Consider the following 19469-nt stretch of genomic DNA (forward strand, 5'->3'; position numbering starts at 1 on the left):
AAAGTAGGGAAATAGTATGAAATTTAATAGTAGAGTTATAAAAAGAAGAGAAAAACTTTTGAAGCAGAAGAAGTTAAAACAAATGGAACAAACTGAGTCACTTTATAATATAGAACCTTTAGAGAGTAGAACACTACTCTCTGCTGATCCAGTTTTAGGTGGGGCACAAGCTGTACTCCTTTTGAATAATGACCAAAACACTTATTCTCAAACAAGCTATGAAACTATTAAAAATACTTTAGATGATAGTGATGGAAGTAGAACAGAATTATTAAAAGACAATACTCGACTTGAGGCATTAGATTCAAATAATAATAAAACAGTTGTTTTAGACATTAAAGAGATGTTAAATGCAGATGGTACTTTAGAAACTATTCTTTTTATAGACCCACTAGATTTAAATGACCATATTTATTTAGGAACAGATGGAACTACTAATACTTCTGCTGGAATTCATTTAAATGCACAATTGTTTGAAGATATTAAAAATGAGTTTGATACGATAGTTGTAGGAAGTGTAGCAGGCTCAAATGACTTTACTGTTTTAGGATCAGGTGATGGCACAGCAAACTTAGAATTAGATGATAATCTGTATATCGTATCGAACCCAAATAACTCTACAACAAATATTACTTCAAAACTCTCTTTTTTAAATGGAAATAATTTAACTACTTTTGTTGCTGATGTGATGACAAATAAAAATACTACTTATGCAGCTCCTATTATTGTTTCAGGTGATGAAGTATATTTTAATTCAGATGGGTATTATGATTCAAGTGAAGAAGGTATTCAATTTGATGATACTATAAATGGAAGTACTTCAAATGATAAATTAGCTATTTTAGCATCAGGAAATATGACCTTTAAAGATAAAATTGGTGATACAAATCCTTTAGAGCATTTATCTATTACTGGAAATAATATGAACTTTGATCTTGAAGTTATAACAGATGGTGATTTTGTAATAACTTCAACTAATGGAAATATATTATTTAATGATAGTGTTACAGTAAATGGAAATCTTTATATAGAAGGTGCAAATACTATTATCTTCCAAAATACTCTTGATGTTACTGGTAATATTTATTTAGAAGGTAATGAAATAGATTTTGCTAACTATGTAAATAAAGATGTTACTTTTGATGCAAATAGAACTATCACATTAAAACCTACTGATAAGAGTGTAAATATAGAGGTTTCTTCACCAAGTAAAGTAGGTGCTGATTATGAAGATATTAACTCTCTTAATTTAAGTAGTACAGAATTAGGGTATTTATCTGAAAAGTTTGGAAAGATTATCATAGGTCATGAAGATGGTATGGATAGTTATAATGATACTACTAGTACAGGTCATGCTTCAAGCGGATTAGGGGATATTATCTTAGGACAAATTGGTTTATTTGGTTCTACTTTTAATGATGATGTTTATCTTTTTGGAAATAATATTATAGTTGATGATAATCAAAACTCTTCAGCTATTTTATCTGTAAAAGATAGTATTTATTTTGAAGCCTATAATAATATCGAAATATATAATAAAGTTACTACTTCAAATGATATTTCTTTTTATTCAGTTGAGGGAAGTATTTCTCAAAAAGACTATAATGAAGTTGATAATGATAATAGAACAGGAGAATATGAGTTTTTAGATGCTGATAACTTAACAGCTGTTGCTAAAACAGGAATAGATTTATCTTCTATATTTGTCAATAATATTGATATTAAAAATACAGGAAATGGAGATATTAATATCAACATTGTTGATTTAAAAGATGATAAAGGAACATCTGATACTTCTGATGATACAGATATTGTAAATGGATATACTTATAAAAAAGATGTAAATGTAACAGCTTTAGAACAAACAGATGAAAATGGTACAGGAACTACTACTCTTACAACTGAAAATGGAACTATCACAGTTTTATCTAGTGCCAATAGTGGGAGAGGAATTACTATAAATAGTAGTGAAACTACTACAATTGAATCAAAAGATAGAGATACTAGTGATAGTGATGATTTTGATATTTTAGTAAATAATAATATTCAAACAAATGATAGGAATTTATATTTAGTAGCTGATAAATCAATTACTGTAGCTGATGGTATTTATACTAACTCTTCAAATGGTGGAGATATAGCTTATACTGCTGGTTTAGATATAGCTGTTTCTATTATAACAACCTCTTCAAATGTAACATTAACAGCAGGAGGGAGCGTCCTAGATAACTTAAGTGGTGAAACATCAAATATCTTAGGAACAACAACTTCATTAACAATAACAGCAGAAGCAGGAATAGGAACAAGTAGTGATGATATAGATACAACAGTAGCAAATATCACATTAACAAATGGTACAAGTGGTGATATATACCTACAAGAAACAGATATATTAGAAATAAAAGGTATCACTCAAAGTGGATCAGGCGTAATTGATATTGTTGTTGATTCAGGTGATATAAATCAAACAGGTAATGTAACTTCAACTAGTGGCGATATTTCTATTGAAGCTACGTCTGGAAATATTACTATGACTGCTCAGAAATATACAACTTCAACTTCTGGAAATATTACATATGATGCAAACTTAAATGTAAATATTTCAATTTTAAGCACAAGTTCTAATATAACAGTTACTTCTGGAGATGCGATAACTGATACCCTTGTAAGTGAAGATGCAAATATCATAGCAGATGAAGTAACGTTAAGTGCAGTAAATGGAATAGGTACAAGTGAAGATAATGATATAGATACAAGTGTATCAACAATTTCATTAAGTAACACTACAAGTGGGGATATATTTATTCAAGAAGATAATGATTTAATAATCTCTTCAATTAATTCACAAGGTTCAAATGCAGATGTAGTTGTAACTACAGAAAATGGTTCAATAGAAACAACAAATTCTATTACTGATTCAGTGACAGGTGATATATTACTTCAAGCAATAGGAGCTACTTCAGATATCACAATAGGAGCAGCCTTATTAAGTACAACTGGAAATATATCACTAAATGCAGGAAGAAGTGTAAATCTAAATTCTAATGTGACAACTAATGGAAATAGTAAAACAGTAGATATATTGGCAAATGATTCAATAACAATGATAGATGGAACTACTATCCAAACTAATAATGGTAATATCATTTTAGATGCAACTGCAGGAAGTGTAACAATAGACAGCGTAAATGCAGGAACAGCAGATATAGCTACTTATGCAGGGACTAGTATTTCTGATATAGATGAGAGTTCTTTAATTACAGCAAATGATTTATTATTAAAATCAGGAAGCACAATAGGAACAGGAATAAACCACTTAAATACAACAGTAGATAACTTAACTGTAAATAGTGGAGATAATACATTTTTAACAGAATCAACAGATATAAATATAGATAGTGTTGATGTGGAAATAAATAGAGTAGATTCTACAGGAGTAGCGACACCTACTACAAGTCATGCAACACAAAGTGATATAAATTCAAGTGGAGCATTGGTACTACAAACACAAGATGGAAGTATCACAACTATAGTAAATGATGGAGATATAATAACAGGTGGGAATACACTGTTAAAAACATCAGAAATAGCAGAGGGAAGTAGTAGCGATTCAGATATTACACTAGGTGGAAGTATAAGTATCACAAATGGAAATATAAGTATTTCATCAAGTGATAATGTAAATATCAATAATAATATCATTTCAAATACAATAAATAAAACAATAGATGTTTTAGCAAGTAGTAATATAACAATGATAGATGGAACAAGTGTTACAAGTAGTGATGGAAATATCAGCTTTGAAGCAAATACTGGAAATGTAATAAGTGAAACTATTAACGCTGGAACTGGTGCAGTAGCAATAAAAACAGCAGGAACAATAAATGATATAGATTCTTCTTCTTTAATTACAGCACAAAGCTTACTAATAGATGCTCTAGGAAAAGTAGGAACAACTACTAATCATATAAATACAAATATCACAACATTAAGCGCAAATGCAGGAGCAGGTTTATATATCACAGAAAATGATGGTGTTTCAATTGATAGTGTAGATGTAGAGGTAAATAGAGTTGCAAATACAGCAATAGCAACAGAAACAACAAATGATGCACAAGAAAAACTAATCTCAACAGAAAAACTAGTATTAGTTGCAACTTTAGGAAATATAGAGGTAACAAGTAATAGTTCAAATGATGTAAGCTCAAATGGTGATACTTTAATTAGTGCATTAGATGGAGCTGTTACATTAAGTGATGATTTAATAACAGGAACTGGAAACTTAAGTATCTTAGCAAATACAACATTTGCACAAAATTCAAATATTACAACTGCTGGAACTGTAGATGTAGAAGCAAATACTTCAATTACAATGGTAGATGTAATTACTAATGCAAATGATTCAAATATTAGATACTCAACAAGTGGTGAAATAAGTTTAGCTCAATTAACAACAAGTGCAGATGTTTCAATCATAGCAGGTTCAGTAAGTGATAGTAATGCAGATACAAATAATATCACAGCAGATGAGTTAAGATTAGAAGTTATAGGTTCAACAGGTGTTGGAACAAATCATATAGAAACAGATGTAAATACTCTAAGTTCAAATGGTGGAAGCTTATTTGTAACAGAAGCAAATGATATAACAATAAACCAAACAAGCCAAATAGTAGTTCAAAGAGTTGGAAGTGATACAACACTAACAACAACAAACACAACAGATACAACACAAAGTGATATAAATTCAAGTGGAGCATTGGTACTACAAACACAAGATGGAAGTATCACAACTATAGTAAATGATGGAGATATAATAACAGGTGGGAATACACTGTTAAAAACATCAGAAATAGCAGAGGGAAGTAGTAGCGATTCAGATATTACACTAGGTGGAAGTATAAGTATCACAAATGGAAATATAAGTATTTCATCAAGTGATAATGTAAATATCAATAATAATATCATTTCAAATACAATAAATAAAACAATAGATGTTTTAGTAAGTAGTAATATAACAATGATAGATGGAACATCTGTTACAAGTACAGATGGGAATATCAGCTTTGAAGCAAATACTGGAAATGTAATAAGTGAAACTATTAACGCTGGAACTGGTGCAGTAGCAATAAAAACAGCAGGAACAATAAATGATATAGATTCTTCTTCTTTAATTACAGCACAAAGCTTACTAATAGATGCTCTAGGAAAAGTAGGAACAACTACTAATCATATAAATACAAATATCACAACATTAAGCGCAAATGCAGGAGCAGGTTTATATATCACAGAAAATGATGGTGTTTCAATTGATAGTGTAGATGTAGAGGTAAATAGAGTTGCAAATACAGCAATAGCAACAGAAACAACAAATGATGCACAAGAAAAACTAATCTCAACAGAAAAACTAGTATTAGTTGCAACTTTAGGAAATATAGAGGTAACAAGTAATAGTTCAAATGATGTAAGCTCAAATGGTGATACTTTAATTAGTGCATTAGATGGAGCTGTTACATTAAGTGATGATTTAATAACAGGAACTGGAAACTTAAGTATCTTAGCAAATACAACATTTGCACAAAATTCAAATATTACAACTGCTGGAACTGTAGATGTAGAAGCAAATACTTCAATTACAATGGTAGATGTAATTACTAATGCAAATGATTCAAATATTAGATACTCAACAAGTGGTGAAATAAGTTTAGCTCAATTAACAACAAGTGCAGATGTTTCAATCATAGCAGGTTCAGTAAGTGATAGTAATGCAGATACAAATAATATCACAGCAGATGAGTTAAGATTAGAAGTTATAGGTTCAACAGGTGCTGGAATAAATCATATAGAAACAGATGTAAATACTCTAAGTTCAAATGGTGGAAGCTTATTTGTAACAGAAGCAAATGATATAACAATAAACCAAACAAGCCAAATAGTAGTTCAAAGAGTTGGAAGTGATATAACACTAACAACAACAAACACAACAGATGCAACACAAAGTGATATAAATTCAAGTGGAGCATTGGTACTACAAACACAAGATGGAAGTATCACAACAGTAGTAAATGATGGAGATATAATAACAGGTGGGAATACACTGTTAAAAACATCAGAAATAGCTGAGGGAACAAGTAGTGATTCAGATATAACATTAGGTGGAAGTATAAGTATCACAAATGGAAATATAAGTATTTCATCAAGTGATAATGTAAATGTAAATAATAATATCATTTCAAATACAATAAGTAAAACAATAGATGTTTTAGCAAGTAGTAATATAACAATGATAGATGGAACAAGTGTTACAGGTAGTGATGGAAATATCAGCTTTGAAGCAAATACTGGAAATGTAATAAGTGAAACTATTAATGCAGGAACTGGTGATGTGATAATAAATGCAGGAGATAAAATATCAAATATAGATAATAACTCTTTAATTACAGCAGATAAATTATTATTAAATACAGGAAACTCTATAGGAAGTTCTTCAAATCATATAAATACAACTATAAATTCATTAAGTGCAAAAGCAGATACTAATGATGTAGATACAACAGATGATAATGATATTTTTGTTACAAATACACAAGCTTTAATTATTGATAGTATTACTATAGATATAAATAGAGTTGATACTAGTGCAACCATAGATACAGATACTACAGGAACAACACAAGAAGATATCTCAACTAGTGATAACGGAAATATTGTAATAAAAGCAAGTGATATTACACTTGAGGGTGGAAGTGATACTATAGGATTAAATACACTTGGAACAGGAAATGTAAAACTAAATGCAACTTCTGGAAATATTACATTAAATGATAATGTAAATGCTGGAAGTGGTGACATAACAGTTTTAGCTGGTACAAGTATCATCCAATCAGGAGATATTTTAACTACAGATGGAACAGTGGAACTAGAAGCAACTGCTGGTTCAATTAGTATGGGTGATGGTGTAAAAACAAGTTCAAATGAAAACATAAGATATGAAGCATCTACAAGCTTGTCTCTTGGATTGATAACTACAAGTAAAAATGTATCGCTAGTTGCAGGAACTATAACTGATAGTGCAGGCTTAGACACAAGTGATACAACAGTAGATATCCAAGCAAAAGAGCTAAGAGTTGAAACTACTGATTTATCAGGTGGATTGGGAATTGGTGCTAACCATATAGAAACTACAGTTGAAGTAATAAGTGTAAAAACTGGAACAAGTGGAGCATTTATAAGTGAGACTGATGATGTTTTAGTTGATGAAGTTGAAGATACAGAAGATTCATCAGATGGAATAAGTGTAAATAGAGTACTAGATACAGCAGTAGTAACAGCTTCAATAATAACTGATGCAAGTCAAAGTGATATAGTAACTAGTGGAGATTTAGTACTACAAACATTAGACGGAAGTATTACAACAGTATCAGATAGTGGAGATATAAGTACTGGTGGAAACACACTTTTAAAAACTATAGATGAAGATGATAAAGAGGATAATATTAATATTAACTCTAATATAACTTCATTAAGTAATATCTCAATTGTCTCAGCTCAAAACTTCAACTTAGCAGCAAATGCAAAAGTTGAATCTACGGGTGTAAACTCTACAATAGATATTTTTATAAGTAGTGTTGATGGAGATGTATCCCTAGAAGATACAAGTTCTATTGTTTCAAATGATTCAAATATTAGAGTAAAAGCAGATGATATTAAGCTTTCATCAATAGATGCTGGAACTGCTTCGATTTCTCTTTATGCACTTGGAAATATACTTGATAATGGAGATACAACTACAGATTTAGTTTCAAAAAATTTAAGAGTTTTTGCACAAAATGGTGGAGCAGGAAATGACACTACAACAATAAATAGCTTAGATATTGATGCTGATAATATCACTGCAAATATAGGTGTAAATGGTATTTATATAGAAGACTTAGATGATTTAACAGTTACATATATTGATGATATTAATGTAAATAATGTAAACTCACAAGCTTTAGTTTTATCTCAAAGAACAGATGAAATCCAAGAAGATATTAAAACTAAAGATAGTGGTGTTATTTCGATTACTACAGATAGTACTTTAACTATCAAAGAAGGAGAGTTAGTAAACCCTTCAACAAATGCAAATACAGATGATGGCTTAGGAATAAGTGGAAGTGATAATATAGTATTAAACTCTACAAGTGGAAATATTGATATTCAAAGTGGTATTACATCGTCATCTGGAGATATTACAATAAATGCTCAAACATCTATTTCTCAAACTGGGAAAATAGAAGTACAAGGTTTAAATAACTTACTTAAAGTTACAACACAAACTGGAAGTATTGTGATGAATGATGACTCTATTATAAAAGCAGTTGATTCAACTACTCAAATAGAGCTAAATTCAGCTGCAAATATTGAAGTAGAAACAATTGAAAGTTTAGGGCAAGTAAGTATAACTGCAGGAGGGAACTTAACTGATATAGACTTAACTGGTGATAGTGAAGTAGATATTACAGCAGTAGATTTAATCTTGAATGTTACTAATGAAATAGGTTCATTAGATAATAACATCGAAACAGATATTACTACAATTGAATCTACTTCAAGTAACTTATACTTAGATGAAACAGATGATTTATTTGTAAATAGTATCACAGGAACACAAGTAAATTTAACAGCAAATAAAATAACAGATGGAACAAATACAAGCATCCAAGCGACAACATTAACAGTAAATGCAAATGAAATAGGTGAAAGTAATAATCACCTAAATACAGATGTAAATACAATGAATGTAACAGTAGAAAATGACACAGTATACTTAACAGAAAAAGACGCAATCACAATAAATATAGATAAATTACTAGGTGAAATAAAAGCAACAGAGCTAACAGTAAATGCAAATGAAATAGGAGAAAATACAAATCACCTAAATACAGATGTAAATACAATGAATGTTACAGTAGCAAATGATACAGTATACCTAACAGAAAAAGATGCAATCATAATAACTATCGATAAATTATTAGGTGAAATAAAAGCAACAACATTAACAATAAATGCAAATGAAATAGGTGAAATAACAAATCACCTAAATACAGATGTAAATATAATAAATGTAAACGCTTCAAATAATACAGTGTACCTAAGTGAAAAAGACTCTATCATTGTAAATAGTACTTCTTTATTCGGAACAATAGAAGCAAGTGATTTAACAATAAGCGCAAATAGTGTAGGTTCTACAGTAAATTACCTAAATACAAATGTAGATACACTAAATGCTCAAATAACTAATGATATTTACCTAATAGAAAATGATGATTTAAAAATAGATACAGTAGATGCAATAAATATGTATGTAATCGCAAACTCAAATATAGAGAATAAAGATGTAAACTCATTAGTAAAAACAGATAAATTAATAATAGATGCTCTAAATGTAAACCTGAATACAGAAATAAAAACAATAAAAGCAAATGTAGTAAATGATATAACAATAAATGAAAAAGATAACCTACTAGGAACAATCATAGCAGAAGACTTAATCCTAGATGTAGCCTTCTCAACACTTCTAACAGATGTAGAGACAATGACACTTAACTCAAGTGACTCAATATATGTAACACAAATAGATGATGTAATAGTAAAAGACTCAAATGCAATAAATATCCTAGCAATAGAAAGCTCAAATGGAGATCTATACTTAGATAAATTAACAGCAGAAACAGTAACAGTAAAAGTATCAGAAGATAAAAGAATACTAGATAATAATGATGAGTTAACAAATGTAGAGTCAGAAAACCTAAATATGCTAGGAAAAGGTGCATACACAGAAGGAAACTTAATAAACCCAGAAACAATAGAAACAATGGGACAAAAAGCTATAGAAATAGACACAACAAAGTTATATCTAGGGAATCATGATACAGCTAAAATAAAAAATAATACAATAAATGATACAATGTACGGATTATTAATAGAAAGAGATAACTACTCGATGCAATATGTAGCTCAATCAGAATTTGAAAGAGAATTAACAGAGATAAATACGGAACTTTCAACAGGTATGGAAGATATTGTAATGTGGGAATTTGAAGCAGCAATAAATTATCAAAGTTTAAATCAATCAAGTAATGTAAATAGTGCATATAATGAATATGTAGTAAGAAATACACAGATAACACAGAATGATAATATCAGAGCATTAAGAAGCTTTGAAGTACAGACTGTAAGTACAGTAGCGGAGCATACAGTAATAATGCCAAGTGTAGAATATAGTACGTATACAAGTTCAATAGGATTTATAGATATAGAAAGAACAAGTAATAATATCTTGTTTGACTATGATGATGAAGAGTATGAGTTATGGACAGAAGATTTAGTTTTATAATAAAAGTAAAAAAGAAAATAAAAATTATCTAAATATTAAAAGGAATTAAAATGTTAAAAGTAAAACACCTAGTATTATCAACATCTACAATTATTTTTTTAAGTGCTTGTGGTGGAGGAGGTGGTGCAACTACAACTACTGTTTCAACACCAATCACAAAAGTATCAGGAACAGTTACAGATGGACCTATTAAAAATGCATTAGTATATATAGATGAAAACTTAAATGGACAATTAGATTATATTGATAATAATACTAATAGTACTTTAGATTTTGGAGTTGATAGTGTAACTGAGTATTATACTTTTACTGATGAAAATGGTAGATATACTATACAAGGTATTTTAGATAATAATAAAGAGTATATGGTTGTAGTTGAAGGTTCGTCAGCTTATAATACAGAAGACTCAGAGGATAATGCAAGTGATGGTACAAATCTTACATTTAAAATGTTTAACATTCTAAAAACAACAACTGCAAGTTCTACAAATAAATTTACAGGTGGTCAATATAGTGTAAATCATAATGCTAATCTTTTTAAATCAACACTTAAAACTTTAGATGAAAAAACTTTTAATGCTATAAGTGATTCTAACTCATATACAGGAGTTAAAGAATTTATAAATGATCCCTCTACTGATAATACAGATTTATTTCAAAAGTATATAAAAAGTACAGCAACAACACCTATAAATGCACAAGTTACAACACTTCAAGGTGAAGTAACACAATATTTAGATAAACAAAACAATGAACAACAGCCAACTGTTACAAATAATCTTTTAGGTTTAGGAAGTGATAGTTTACTTGCTACTTCATCATCTACAAGTAATTCTTTACTTGACAGTTCTTTAACACAAAAATCAACTATTGGAACTAATTATACCTTCTCAAAGAAGGTAGATTCATCTACATTATATGAAGAGACTAATTCAGGCTCTTACAGTTATATTACAAAGTATGATAATATCTTACAAATTCCAGATTTTGAAATTTTACAAAACCAAGGTTACTCTTTCGTAAGTGGGGCAGATATTAAAACTAACAATACTACAGGTGATGTATTGGATATTTTAAATAACTTATTAGAAGAAGTAAGTTTTACTGATCAAACAGCAGTAGTTTTATATCAATATAATGGAACTTCATGGAATCAAGTAGGTACTACATTTGATATTGTATCAAATGAAATAGATTCTACTATTAAAGCTTCAATGACATTAAATCCATTTATTATTCTTGAAAATAAAACTAGTAATCAAACTACTAAAACTTTAGATGTAAGTGAGTTTAGCTCTTATTCTAATCCATTAGTAGTTGTAAAAAACACTAAAGGTGAGATTATTGATTATGTTGAAGTTACTGGAAATAGTGTAAATATAAATTATGATGATTCTGAAAATGTTGGTTCTATTGTTGTTTTAAGTGAAGATTTTAAAGAAACAACAAGCAGTGAGAGTTTAGCTGTATCACTAAAAGTAACTAAAGACCAAAGTGGAGACTTATCTTTAGGAGAATTACCAATTACTAAAAGACTTGTTACAGGGGATTCTTTATTAGACATTAAAAGTGGAAATAACATTTATGAAATTTATGGTGCTCAAAATATGATTAGAACAGATATTGCTTATGAAGTAGTAAGTGATTATAATTCTGATACTAGTAGTTATAGTTCTTATTCAGCAACTGATCTTGGGGATAATATCGTAAGCGTAGTATTTAGTAAATCTTTTGAAAATGAAACTACTTTAAGTGATAGTTCAGAGCAAAGTGAAACTAGTAATTATGAAGGTCTTGTAGTATTTAATCAAAGTACAAGTAAACTGCTTTCTGCTAAATATTACCAAGATATTACTTTAAAAAATAGTGTATCTGGAATTAATAAATTAAGTGGATATATTACTATGAAAGATACGTCATCAGGTACAGCACTTGAATTTGAAAAAGGAAACTATGAGTTTTCAATCAATGATAGTAGTGTAGGTACTTATACTATTTTAACTACAAGTACTTGTAATCCAGTAGTTACAGATGATGATAATATAGAAAATGATAGTGCTATTATAAAAGGTGAAATTGAAGTTACTAATGCTACAACTGCAAAAGCAGCAGGTAATGCACAGGTTGATAATACAATCACAACAGCAGTTGTTACAACAACAAATAAGTGTCAATAAATAGATGACAAAAGAGATTTTTAGAGTATTTAGATTTTTTTCTTTTGTATTTATAGTATTGTTTTTTAGTGCTTGTGGAGGTGGTGGTGGCACTAGCTCCTCAAGTGTAGATACAAATATGCAAAAGATAGATGGAAAATGGGACCCATATTTTAGTGATAAAAGATTTTTAGCCAATCAAAATGGTGACTTTGTAGGTCAAGCTACTTGGTATGAAGAAAAACTAAAAGATGATGGTTCTGTAGATGCAGACGCTGAAGGTGAAATGACTTTTATTTTTAATTCTAAAGGTGAAGTATATTTAAGTATTGAAATTTTAGAACCTATAAAAGTAGGAGAATATGACATAGATAGTCAAGGAAGAGAATTAACAATTAGTTCATTGAAAGTTATTTATGAATTAGTTGAAAACGCAGGACAAAATTGTGTAAAAGTTAGTAAGCTAACAAATGGTAATTTTGACTCATATTATAACTTATGTCAAAAATTTAATTAGAGTATTAAGGGGAGTGATGAAAAAAGTTATAACAATATGTTGTATAGGACTTCTATCATCAGTTTGGGCTTCAAATGAGCCTAAAACTATTGATGTGGATATAAAAAGTATGATTGTGGAAGTTGTAAAGAGAAATTCAAATATCATCTTTGATAGAATGCAAGATCAGATTATTGAATCTCAAATTAAACTAGAAGAATCTGGTTTTGATCCTACTTTTTATGTAAATATTACAAAACAAAGAACAGATGTACCAAATGGTGTTGATGAAAAATCAACAAGAGGCTATTTAAACGACTATGAAGAAAATCTCCAATCCCAAGAAATGGGAATAAAAGGTGTCACTTCAATTGGTTCACAATGGAGTCTATCTCTTACAAGTTCTGCAAAACAAAGTAATTTAATCAATAAATATCAAAGTGATTATGATACAGAGTTTAGAAAAGGAATAAAGCTAAGTCTTGTTCAGCCCTTACTTAAAGGTTTTGGTGAACATGGAGCTATGGGAAAAGTAAATTTAGCTAAGGCTGAAAGAAAAATATACTCTAAAAAATCTCAAAAAAATATTTCAGATGTTATGGGCGGTACAATTCAAAGTTATTGGAAATACTACTCTGCTAAACAGTTAAAAGAAAGCTATAAAAGCTCACTAGATTTTAATGAAAAAATCACAAAACTACTTGAAAAGAAATTTGAAGCTGGTGAAATACCTTATTCAGAAGTTTTAGAAGCAAAAAGTTCAGGTCTTATTAGACAAGCTCAACTAAAAAAAATAGATAGTGAAATCAAAAAATACAAAAATGATTTTTTCTCACTTTTAAATGTATCTACTTATAATACTCAAGATATTGATTTTAATCTATTAGAAAATCCAAGTATTGATGAAAATGAAAAAGTACTGAGCTTACAAGCATACTTTGAAAAAGCACTTGAAATTTGGCCAGAATTTCAAATAGCAAAAAATAAACTTGAAAAAGAGTTATTACAGATTAAAATCACTGAAAATTATGTAAAACCACAGTTAGATTTAATCACTAGTGCATCAAGTGGTACTTTAACAAATACTTTTAAAGATAGAGTTTATGATGATGAACATATATCTTGGAGTGTAGGATTACAATATTCAGGTTCTTTATATAATAATCAAGCAATAAATGCTTTAAGAATCGCAAAATTAAAAGTAAATCAAATCAAACTAGAACTTGATACTTTAAAAAAAGGCTTATACAACGCTATTGATACAAAACTTGAATCATACAATAACTCAAAAGAAGAAGTTGAGTTTTATAAAGATAGTTTAGAAATCAAAAAAAGATTATTAGCTGATACAAAAAAAGCCTTTAATTTTGGAGAAAAAAGTATAAAAGATGTTATTGTTCAAGAAGATGATTTGATTGAATATCAGAATAAATTTTTTAATAGACTAATAGACTTTAAGTTATCAAAAGCATCTTTAGATAAAGCTATTGGAGAGTTATTTAATAAATACTTATCAATGGAAGAAATCGAAAGATTAAAAGTTTCAAATGTTAGAAATGAATTATCAAAAGAAAGTTTTGGAGTTATAAGATAAATGAAAAGATTAATATATATGGCTTGTATTTGTACTACATTTTTACAAGCTCAGGAGTTATTAGCTCCTTTAACAGGAATAGTTAAACCTATTTATGAAGGTAAAATTGGTATTTCAACAGAAGGTAAGGTTGATAAGGTTTATTTAAAAGAGGGTGATAGTGTAAAAAAAGGTCAGGTTATTTTATCTTTAGATAGTAACTTACAAAAACTAGAAACGCAAAGACGAAATCTTCTATTAAAAGATAAAACTCAATTAAACTCACTAAAAAAGAATATTGTTGTAATTGAAGATATTTTAAATAAAAAACAAAAACTTTACAATGAAACAAAATCAATTAGTTTAAATGAACTAAATCAATTAAAAATGCAATACACAAATACAAAAGCAGAATTAAGTTCACTAATTATAAATGAAAAAAAAGAGTATATAGAGTATCAAATTTCTAAAAATGTATTGGATTATTATAAACTAAAATCACCTGTAAGTGGTGTGATTACAAAAATTGAACCTAAAATTGGTGAATGGGTTCAAGTAGGGAAAGAAATAGTTCAAATTATTGATATTGATACTTGTTTTGTTGAAGTTGATTTAACAACAAGCGATTTACAGCAATTATCTGTAAACTCAAAAGTAGATGTGGAAATTTCAAATGGAAAGGAAACATTTATTAAAGAGGGAACTGTATCATTTATTTCAGCTATGGCTGATAGTTCAAGTGGATTAATTAGAGCAAAGATAGACTTTGATAATAAAGATAAAAAAGCTATTCCTGGATTAACTGCAAATGTTATTTTAAAGTAGAGCTGAATGGAAGTTAGTAAGAGTAAAAAAACAGACACAATTGAGATATTAAATAGTTTAACAAATTTGAGAAACTCTTCTTTAGAAGAAGAAGAGTTTTGGTTTGAGTATTTAGAATCTATATCTTTACTTACAAAAAGTAATCTAAGCTTTATTGTAAAAAAAGATGAAGAGCTTACTCTTTTTCAAGAGTATGATGATGCTTCAATAGATGATATAAGTAAAGATAGTATTTATAATAATATAAGTTCATTAGTTCAAAGGTCTTCACAAAATACTTATGCTTATGAAAAATCAAATTTTCAAAATAGACATATAGTAGCTATTAAAATAGATAGTATAGAAGAAAAAAGTGAATTTTTTCTTTGTTTTTTAATAGAAAACAATAACAAAAATGAGTTTACAAATGTAATATTAAGAGCTATCTTATGTAAAGATGTTCCTTTTGCATATTTTAATAATAAGAATAAATCAAAAGCAGTTGAAGTATACCAATCAAATGATATGAATGACATAGATGAACAGGAAGAAAATGATTTAACTTCAGTTGTTGAACTTATAAACTATATTGTAAGTGAAAATAAATTTAAACTATCAATTATGAAACTAGTAGATGAACTATGTACTAGATACAACGCAAATAGAGTATCAATTGGTTGGGAATTTAATCAATATGTAACTCCTAAAGCCATAAGTCATGTGGAGGATTTTTTAAAATCAAGTTACAGTTCAAAGGCTTTAGAAGCTATTTATGAAGAAGCTTATGAACAAGATAGTGAAATATTTTATCCTGAGGATAAAGATAGTGATTTAATTACAAATGCTCATAAAATATATCTAAAAGATAACAAGCTTTTAAATTTATATACCTTTCCTATTAGACTTGAAGATGAGATCATAGGTGTTATTAGTTTAGAGTTTAAAGAGAGTGAGTTGTCATTTTCTAGTTTAGAAACTATTAGATTAGCTCTAAATTTAATTGCACCAATTTTAAATAATATTTATACTCATGATCAAAATATTTTTAAAAAATCTTTAGTTAAAACTGAAAAAATGTCTAAAAACTTTTTTGGACCACAAAAAAGTTTATTGAAGTTATCAACTATTTTAGTATCAATTCTTTTTTTATGGATTATATTTGGAAAACTTGAATATAAAGTTGAGTCTGTAACTAATCTTCAAACAGATAATATATCTTATGTTTCAGCACCTTTTGATGGAATAGTGCAAGAAGTTTTTGTAGACTCAGGAGATGATGTTGAAAAAGGAAAAAAACTTTTAGCTTTTGATGACAAAGAAATGATTTTAAAAAAATTAGAGATTAATGCTGATCTTATTAGATACGATACAGAAGCAGAAAAGGCTAGATCTCAAAGAAAACTTGCAGATATGCAAATCGCACTTGCAAAAAAAGAGCAATCAGAAGCAAACCTAAAAAAGCTAAATTACTTTCTGGAAAAAGCAGAGCTTAAATCACCTTTTGATGGTATTATCATCGAAGGAGATAAAGAAAAACTACTTGGAAGTCCTTTCTCAAAAGGTGATATTTTAATTCAAATAGCTAAACCTACTGATTTATATGCAAAACTAAAGGTTCAAGAAGAGTATATTGATGAAATAAAAGTAGGTCAAATAGCTGAACTTAACCTTTTAAGTAGACCACATGAATACTTTAATGTAAAAGTAGAAAAGATAATTCCAATGGCAAATGTTGATGATGAAAATGGAAATGTTTTTACAATTAAAGTAGTTTTTTTAGATGAAGTAAAACCTTGGATGAGACCTGGTATGAGTGGTATTGCAAAGATTAAAATTGAGCAAAGACCTGTTTATTGGATATTAACTCATAAAATCTCTGACTTTTTACATATGCATGTATGGTGGTAAGATAGATGCAAGGTAGTGTTTTTAGTGAACAGTGGTTTAAAGTTGCAAAACTTAATGTATCACTTAATAGTTCAAGTTATATAAAAAAACAGTTTTATAGAGGTCAGAAATGGTATGTAATTGAAGATAGTTTTAACAATCAATTTTTTAGAGTTAGAGAAGAGGCTTATAGATTTTTAGCTAGACTTGACTCTTCTAAAACTGTTGAAGAGATTTGGGAAGAGTCTTTAAAAGATGAGTCCTCTCACACTCCAACTCAAGATGAAGTTATATCATTACTAACAAGTCTACACCATAAAAATCTTTTATATTTTAAAAATAAAGCAAATACTGAACAACTTTTAAATAGAGCAGAACTAAAGCATAATAAAAAGATGAAAACTAAAGTTTTTTCTTTTTTATATTTTAAAGTACCATTATTTGACCCAGATAGATTTCTTGATAAAACAAGACCTTTTACTGAAATAGTTTTTTCAAAAATAGGTGCTATTGTATGGTTTATAGTAATTGCACTGGGAATAAAATACTCTATTGAAAACTTTTCATCTTTATATGATCAAACACAAGGAATGTTATCTCCTAATAAGCTTTTCTTACTTTATATTTCAATCATAATATTAAAAACCTTACATGAATTTGGTCATTCAATGATGGTTAAAAAATTTGGTGGAAAAGTAAATGAAATGGGTGTAATGATACTTGTTTTTACACCAATACCATATATGGATGCTACGCAAAGCTGGCTTTTTAGATCAAAATATCAAAGAGCGCTAGTTGGTGCTGCTGGTATGATAGTAGAGCTTTTTATAGCAGCAATTGCAGCTATTGTTTGGGCAAATACAGGTGATGGTATAGTTAATAGTATTGCTTTTAATATGATGATTATAGGGTCTGTTTCAAGTATCTTTTTTAACGGTAACCCTTTATTAAGGTTTGATTCATACTTTATTTTATCTGACCTTTTAGAAATACCAAATCTTTACGAAAACTCTAAAAAACAATGGTATTATTTAGTTGAAAAGTATATTTTTAAACTGGAATATGTAGTAAATCCAAGTCAGTCTTTAAGGGAAGCATTTTGGTTATGTACTTATTCTGTTTTAAGTTTTTTCTATAGACTCTTTGTTGCTTTTTTAATTGCTCTTTTTGTAGCAGATCAATGGTTTTTTCTTGGTGTTTTAGTAGTTTTAATATCTTTGTATATGTGGATTTTGAAACCTTGGTATGAATTTTTTAAGTACTTATTTACTAGTAATAAGTTACAAAAAACAAGATTAAAAGCAATATCAATAACGACTTTTGTAATAGCTACAATATTTATAATAATTGCAGTGATACCATTTCCTTTTTCATTAAAAGCAAACGGTATTGTAATGACTGATAACTATCAAAATATATTTTTAAAAACTGATGGATATTTAAATAAAATACATGTAAAAAATGGTGAGTTTGTCAACCAAGGTGATGTCTTACTAAGTTTTGTAAATAAAGAGTTAGATTTTGAAATACAAAGTGTAGATGCTTCAATAAAAGAAACAAAAGCTTATATGGTAAAAGCAAGAACAAGTGCAAAAGCTGATATGAATGCTATTAACAATCAAATAAATTTATTAAAAGACAAATTAAAATATTTGGAAGAGAAAAAAGATAAACTTTTTATAAAAGCAGATAAAAGTGGATATTTTATTCATCAAGAGATAAAAAATAAAGAAAATACTTGGTTTCAAATGGGACAAAAAATTGGAATGATACTTCCTAATAAGAAGACGCATTTTCAAGCAGTAATTCCTCAAGAAGAGTCTTTTAATATCTTTACTAATCAAGTTTACAATGGAAGTTTAAAACTTCATGGTTTAAATGAATACAAAATTAGTGTTAGTGAAATTAGAGTTATTCCATATCAAAAGCAAGAGCTTCCGTCTGCTGCACTTGGTTGGCTTGGTGGTGGTGATATTGCTGTATCACAAAAAGATAATTCAGGTACAAAAACAAAAGAGAGTTTTTTTGAGGTTAAAGCAAATATTACAAATAAACAAAAGTTTGTTTTACAACATGGAAGATCAGGTGTTCTAAAAATAAAACTAGAGCCAAAAACTTTAGTTGAAAGAATAGTAACAAATGCTAAACAGATTTTACAAAAACATTATAAGATTTAAG

At 28.5% G+C, this 19469-nt stretch carries 7 protein-coding genes; all 7 read left to right on the top strand.

Annotated features, from left to right (window positions below; all coding sequences use genetic code 11):
- Positions 1–16 precede the first annotated feature (16 nt).
- From NJU99_RS05770 to NJU99_RS05800, 7 genes are read left to right on the top strand one after another with little or no spacing between them, the layout of a single operon-like run.
- Entirely contained in the window at positions 17–10375 is a 10359-nt protein-coding gene (locus NJU99_RS05770) for a beta strand repeat-containing protein (protein ID WP_254577775.1), read from the top strand.
- Between the two features lie 50 nt (positions 10376–10425).
- On the top strand, positions 10426–12552 hold the full coding sequence (locus NJU99_RS05775) for a hypothetical protein (RefSeq protein ID WP_254577776.1): 2127 nt from the start codon (positions 10426–10428) through the stop codon (positions 12550–12552).
- A 4-nt stretch (positions 12553–12556) separates the two neighbouring features.
- Positions 12557–13048 (top strand): hypothetical protein, encoded by a 492-nt coding sequence (locus NJU99_RS05780; protein ID WP_254577777.1) that lies wholly within the window; start codon positions 12557–12559, stop codon positions 13046–13048.
- 16 nt (positions 13049–13064) lie between these two features.
- A complete protein-coding gene (locus NJU99_RS05785) occupies positions 13065–14621 on the top strand; it encodes a TolC family protein (RefSeq protein WP_254577778.1) in 1557 nt (518 codons plus the stop codon).
- Positions 14622–15425 carry an efflux RND transporter periplasmic adaptor subunit gene (locus NJU99_RS05790; protein WP_254577779.1) on the top strand — a complete coding sequence of 268 codons (804 nt, stop codon included), beginning with the start codon at positions 14622–14624 and terminating at the stop codon, positions 15423–15425.
- A 6-nt stretch (positions 15426–15431) separates the two neighbouring features.
- Positions 15432–17312: an RND family efflux transporter gene (locus NJU99_RS05795; protein ID WP_254577780.1), complete on the top strand. Its 1881-nt coding sequence runs from the start codon at positions 15432–15434 to the stop codon at positions 17310–17312.
- A 5-nt stretch (positions 17313–17317) separates the two neighbouring features.
- Positions 17318–19468, top strand: a complete 2151-nt coding sequence (locus NJU99_RS05800) for a site-2 protease family protein (RefSeq protein ID WP_254577781.1) — start codon at positions 17318–17320, stop codon at positions 19466–19468.
- Position 19469: the final 1 nt, after the last annotated feature.

The sequence above is a fragment of the Arcobacter roscoffensis genome, assembly GCF_024267655.1.
Classification (GTDB): Bacteria; Campylobacterota; Campylobacteria; order Campylobacterales; family Arcobacteraceae; genus Arcobacter_B; species Arcobacter_B roscoffensis.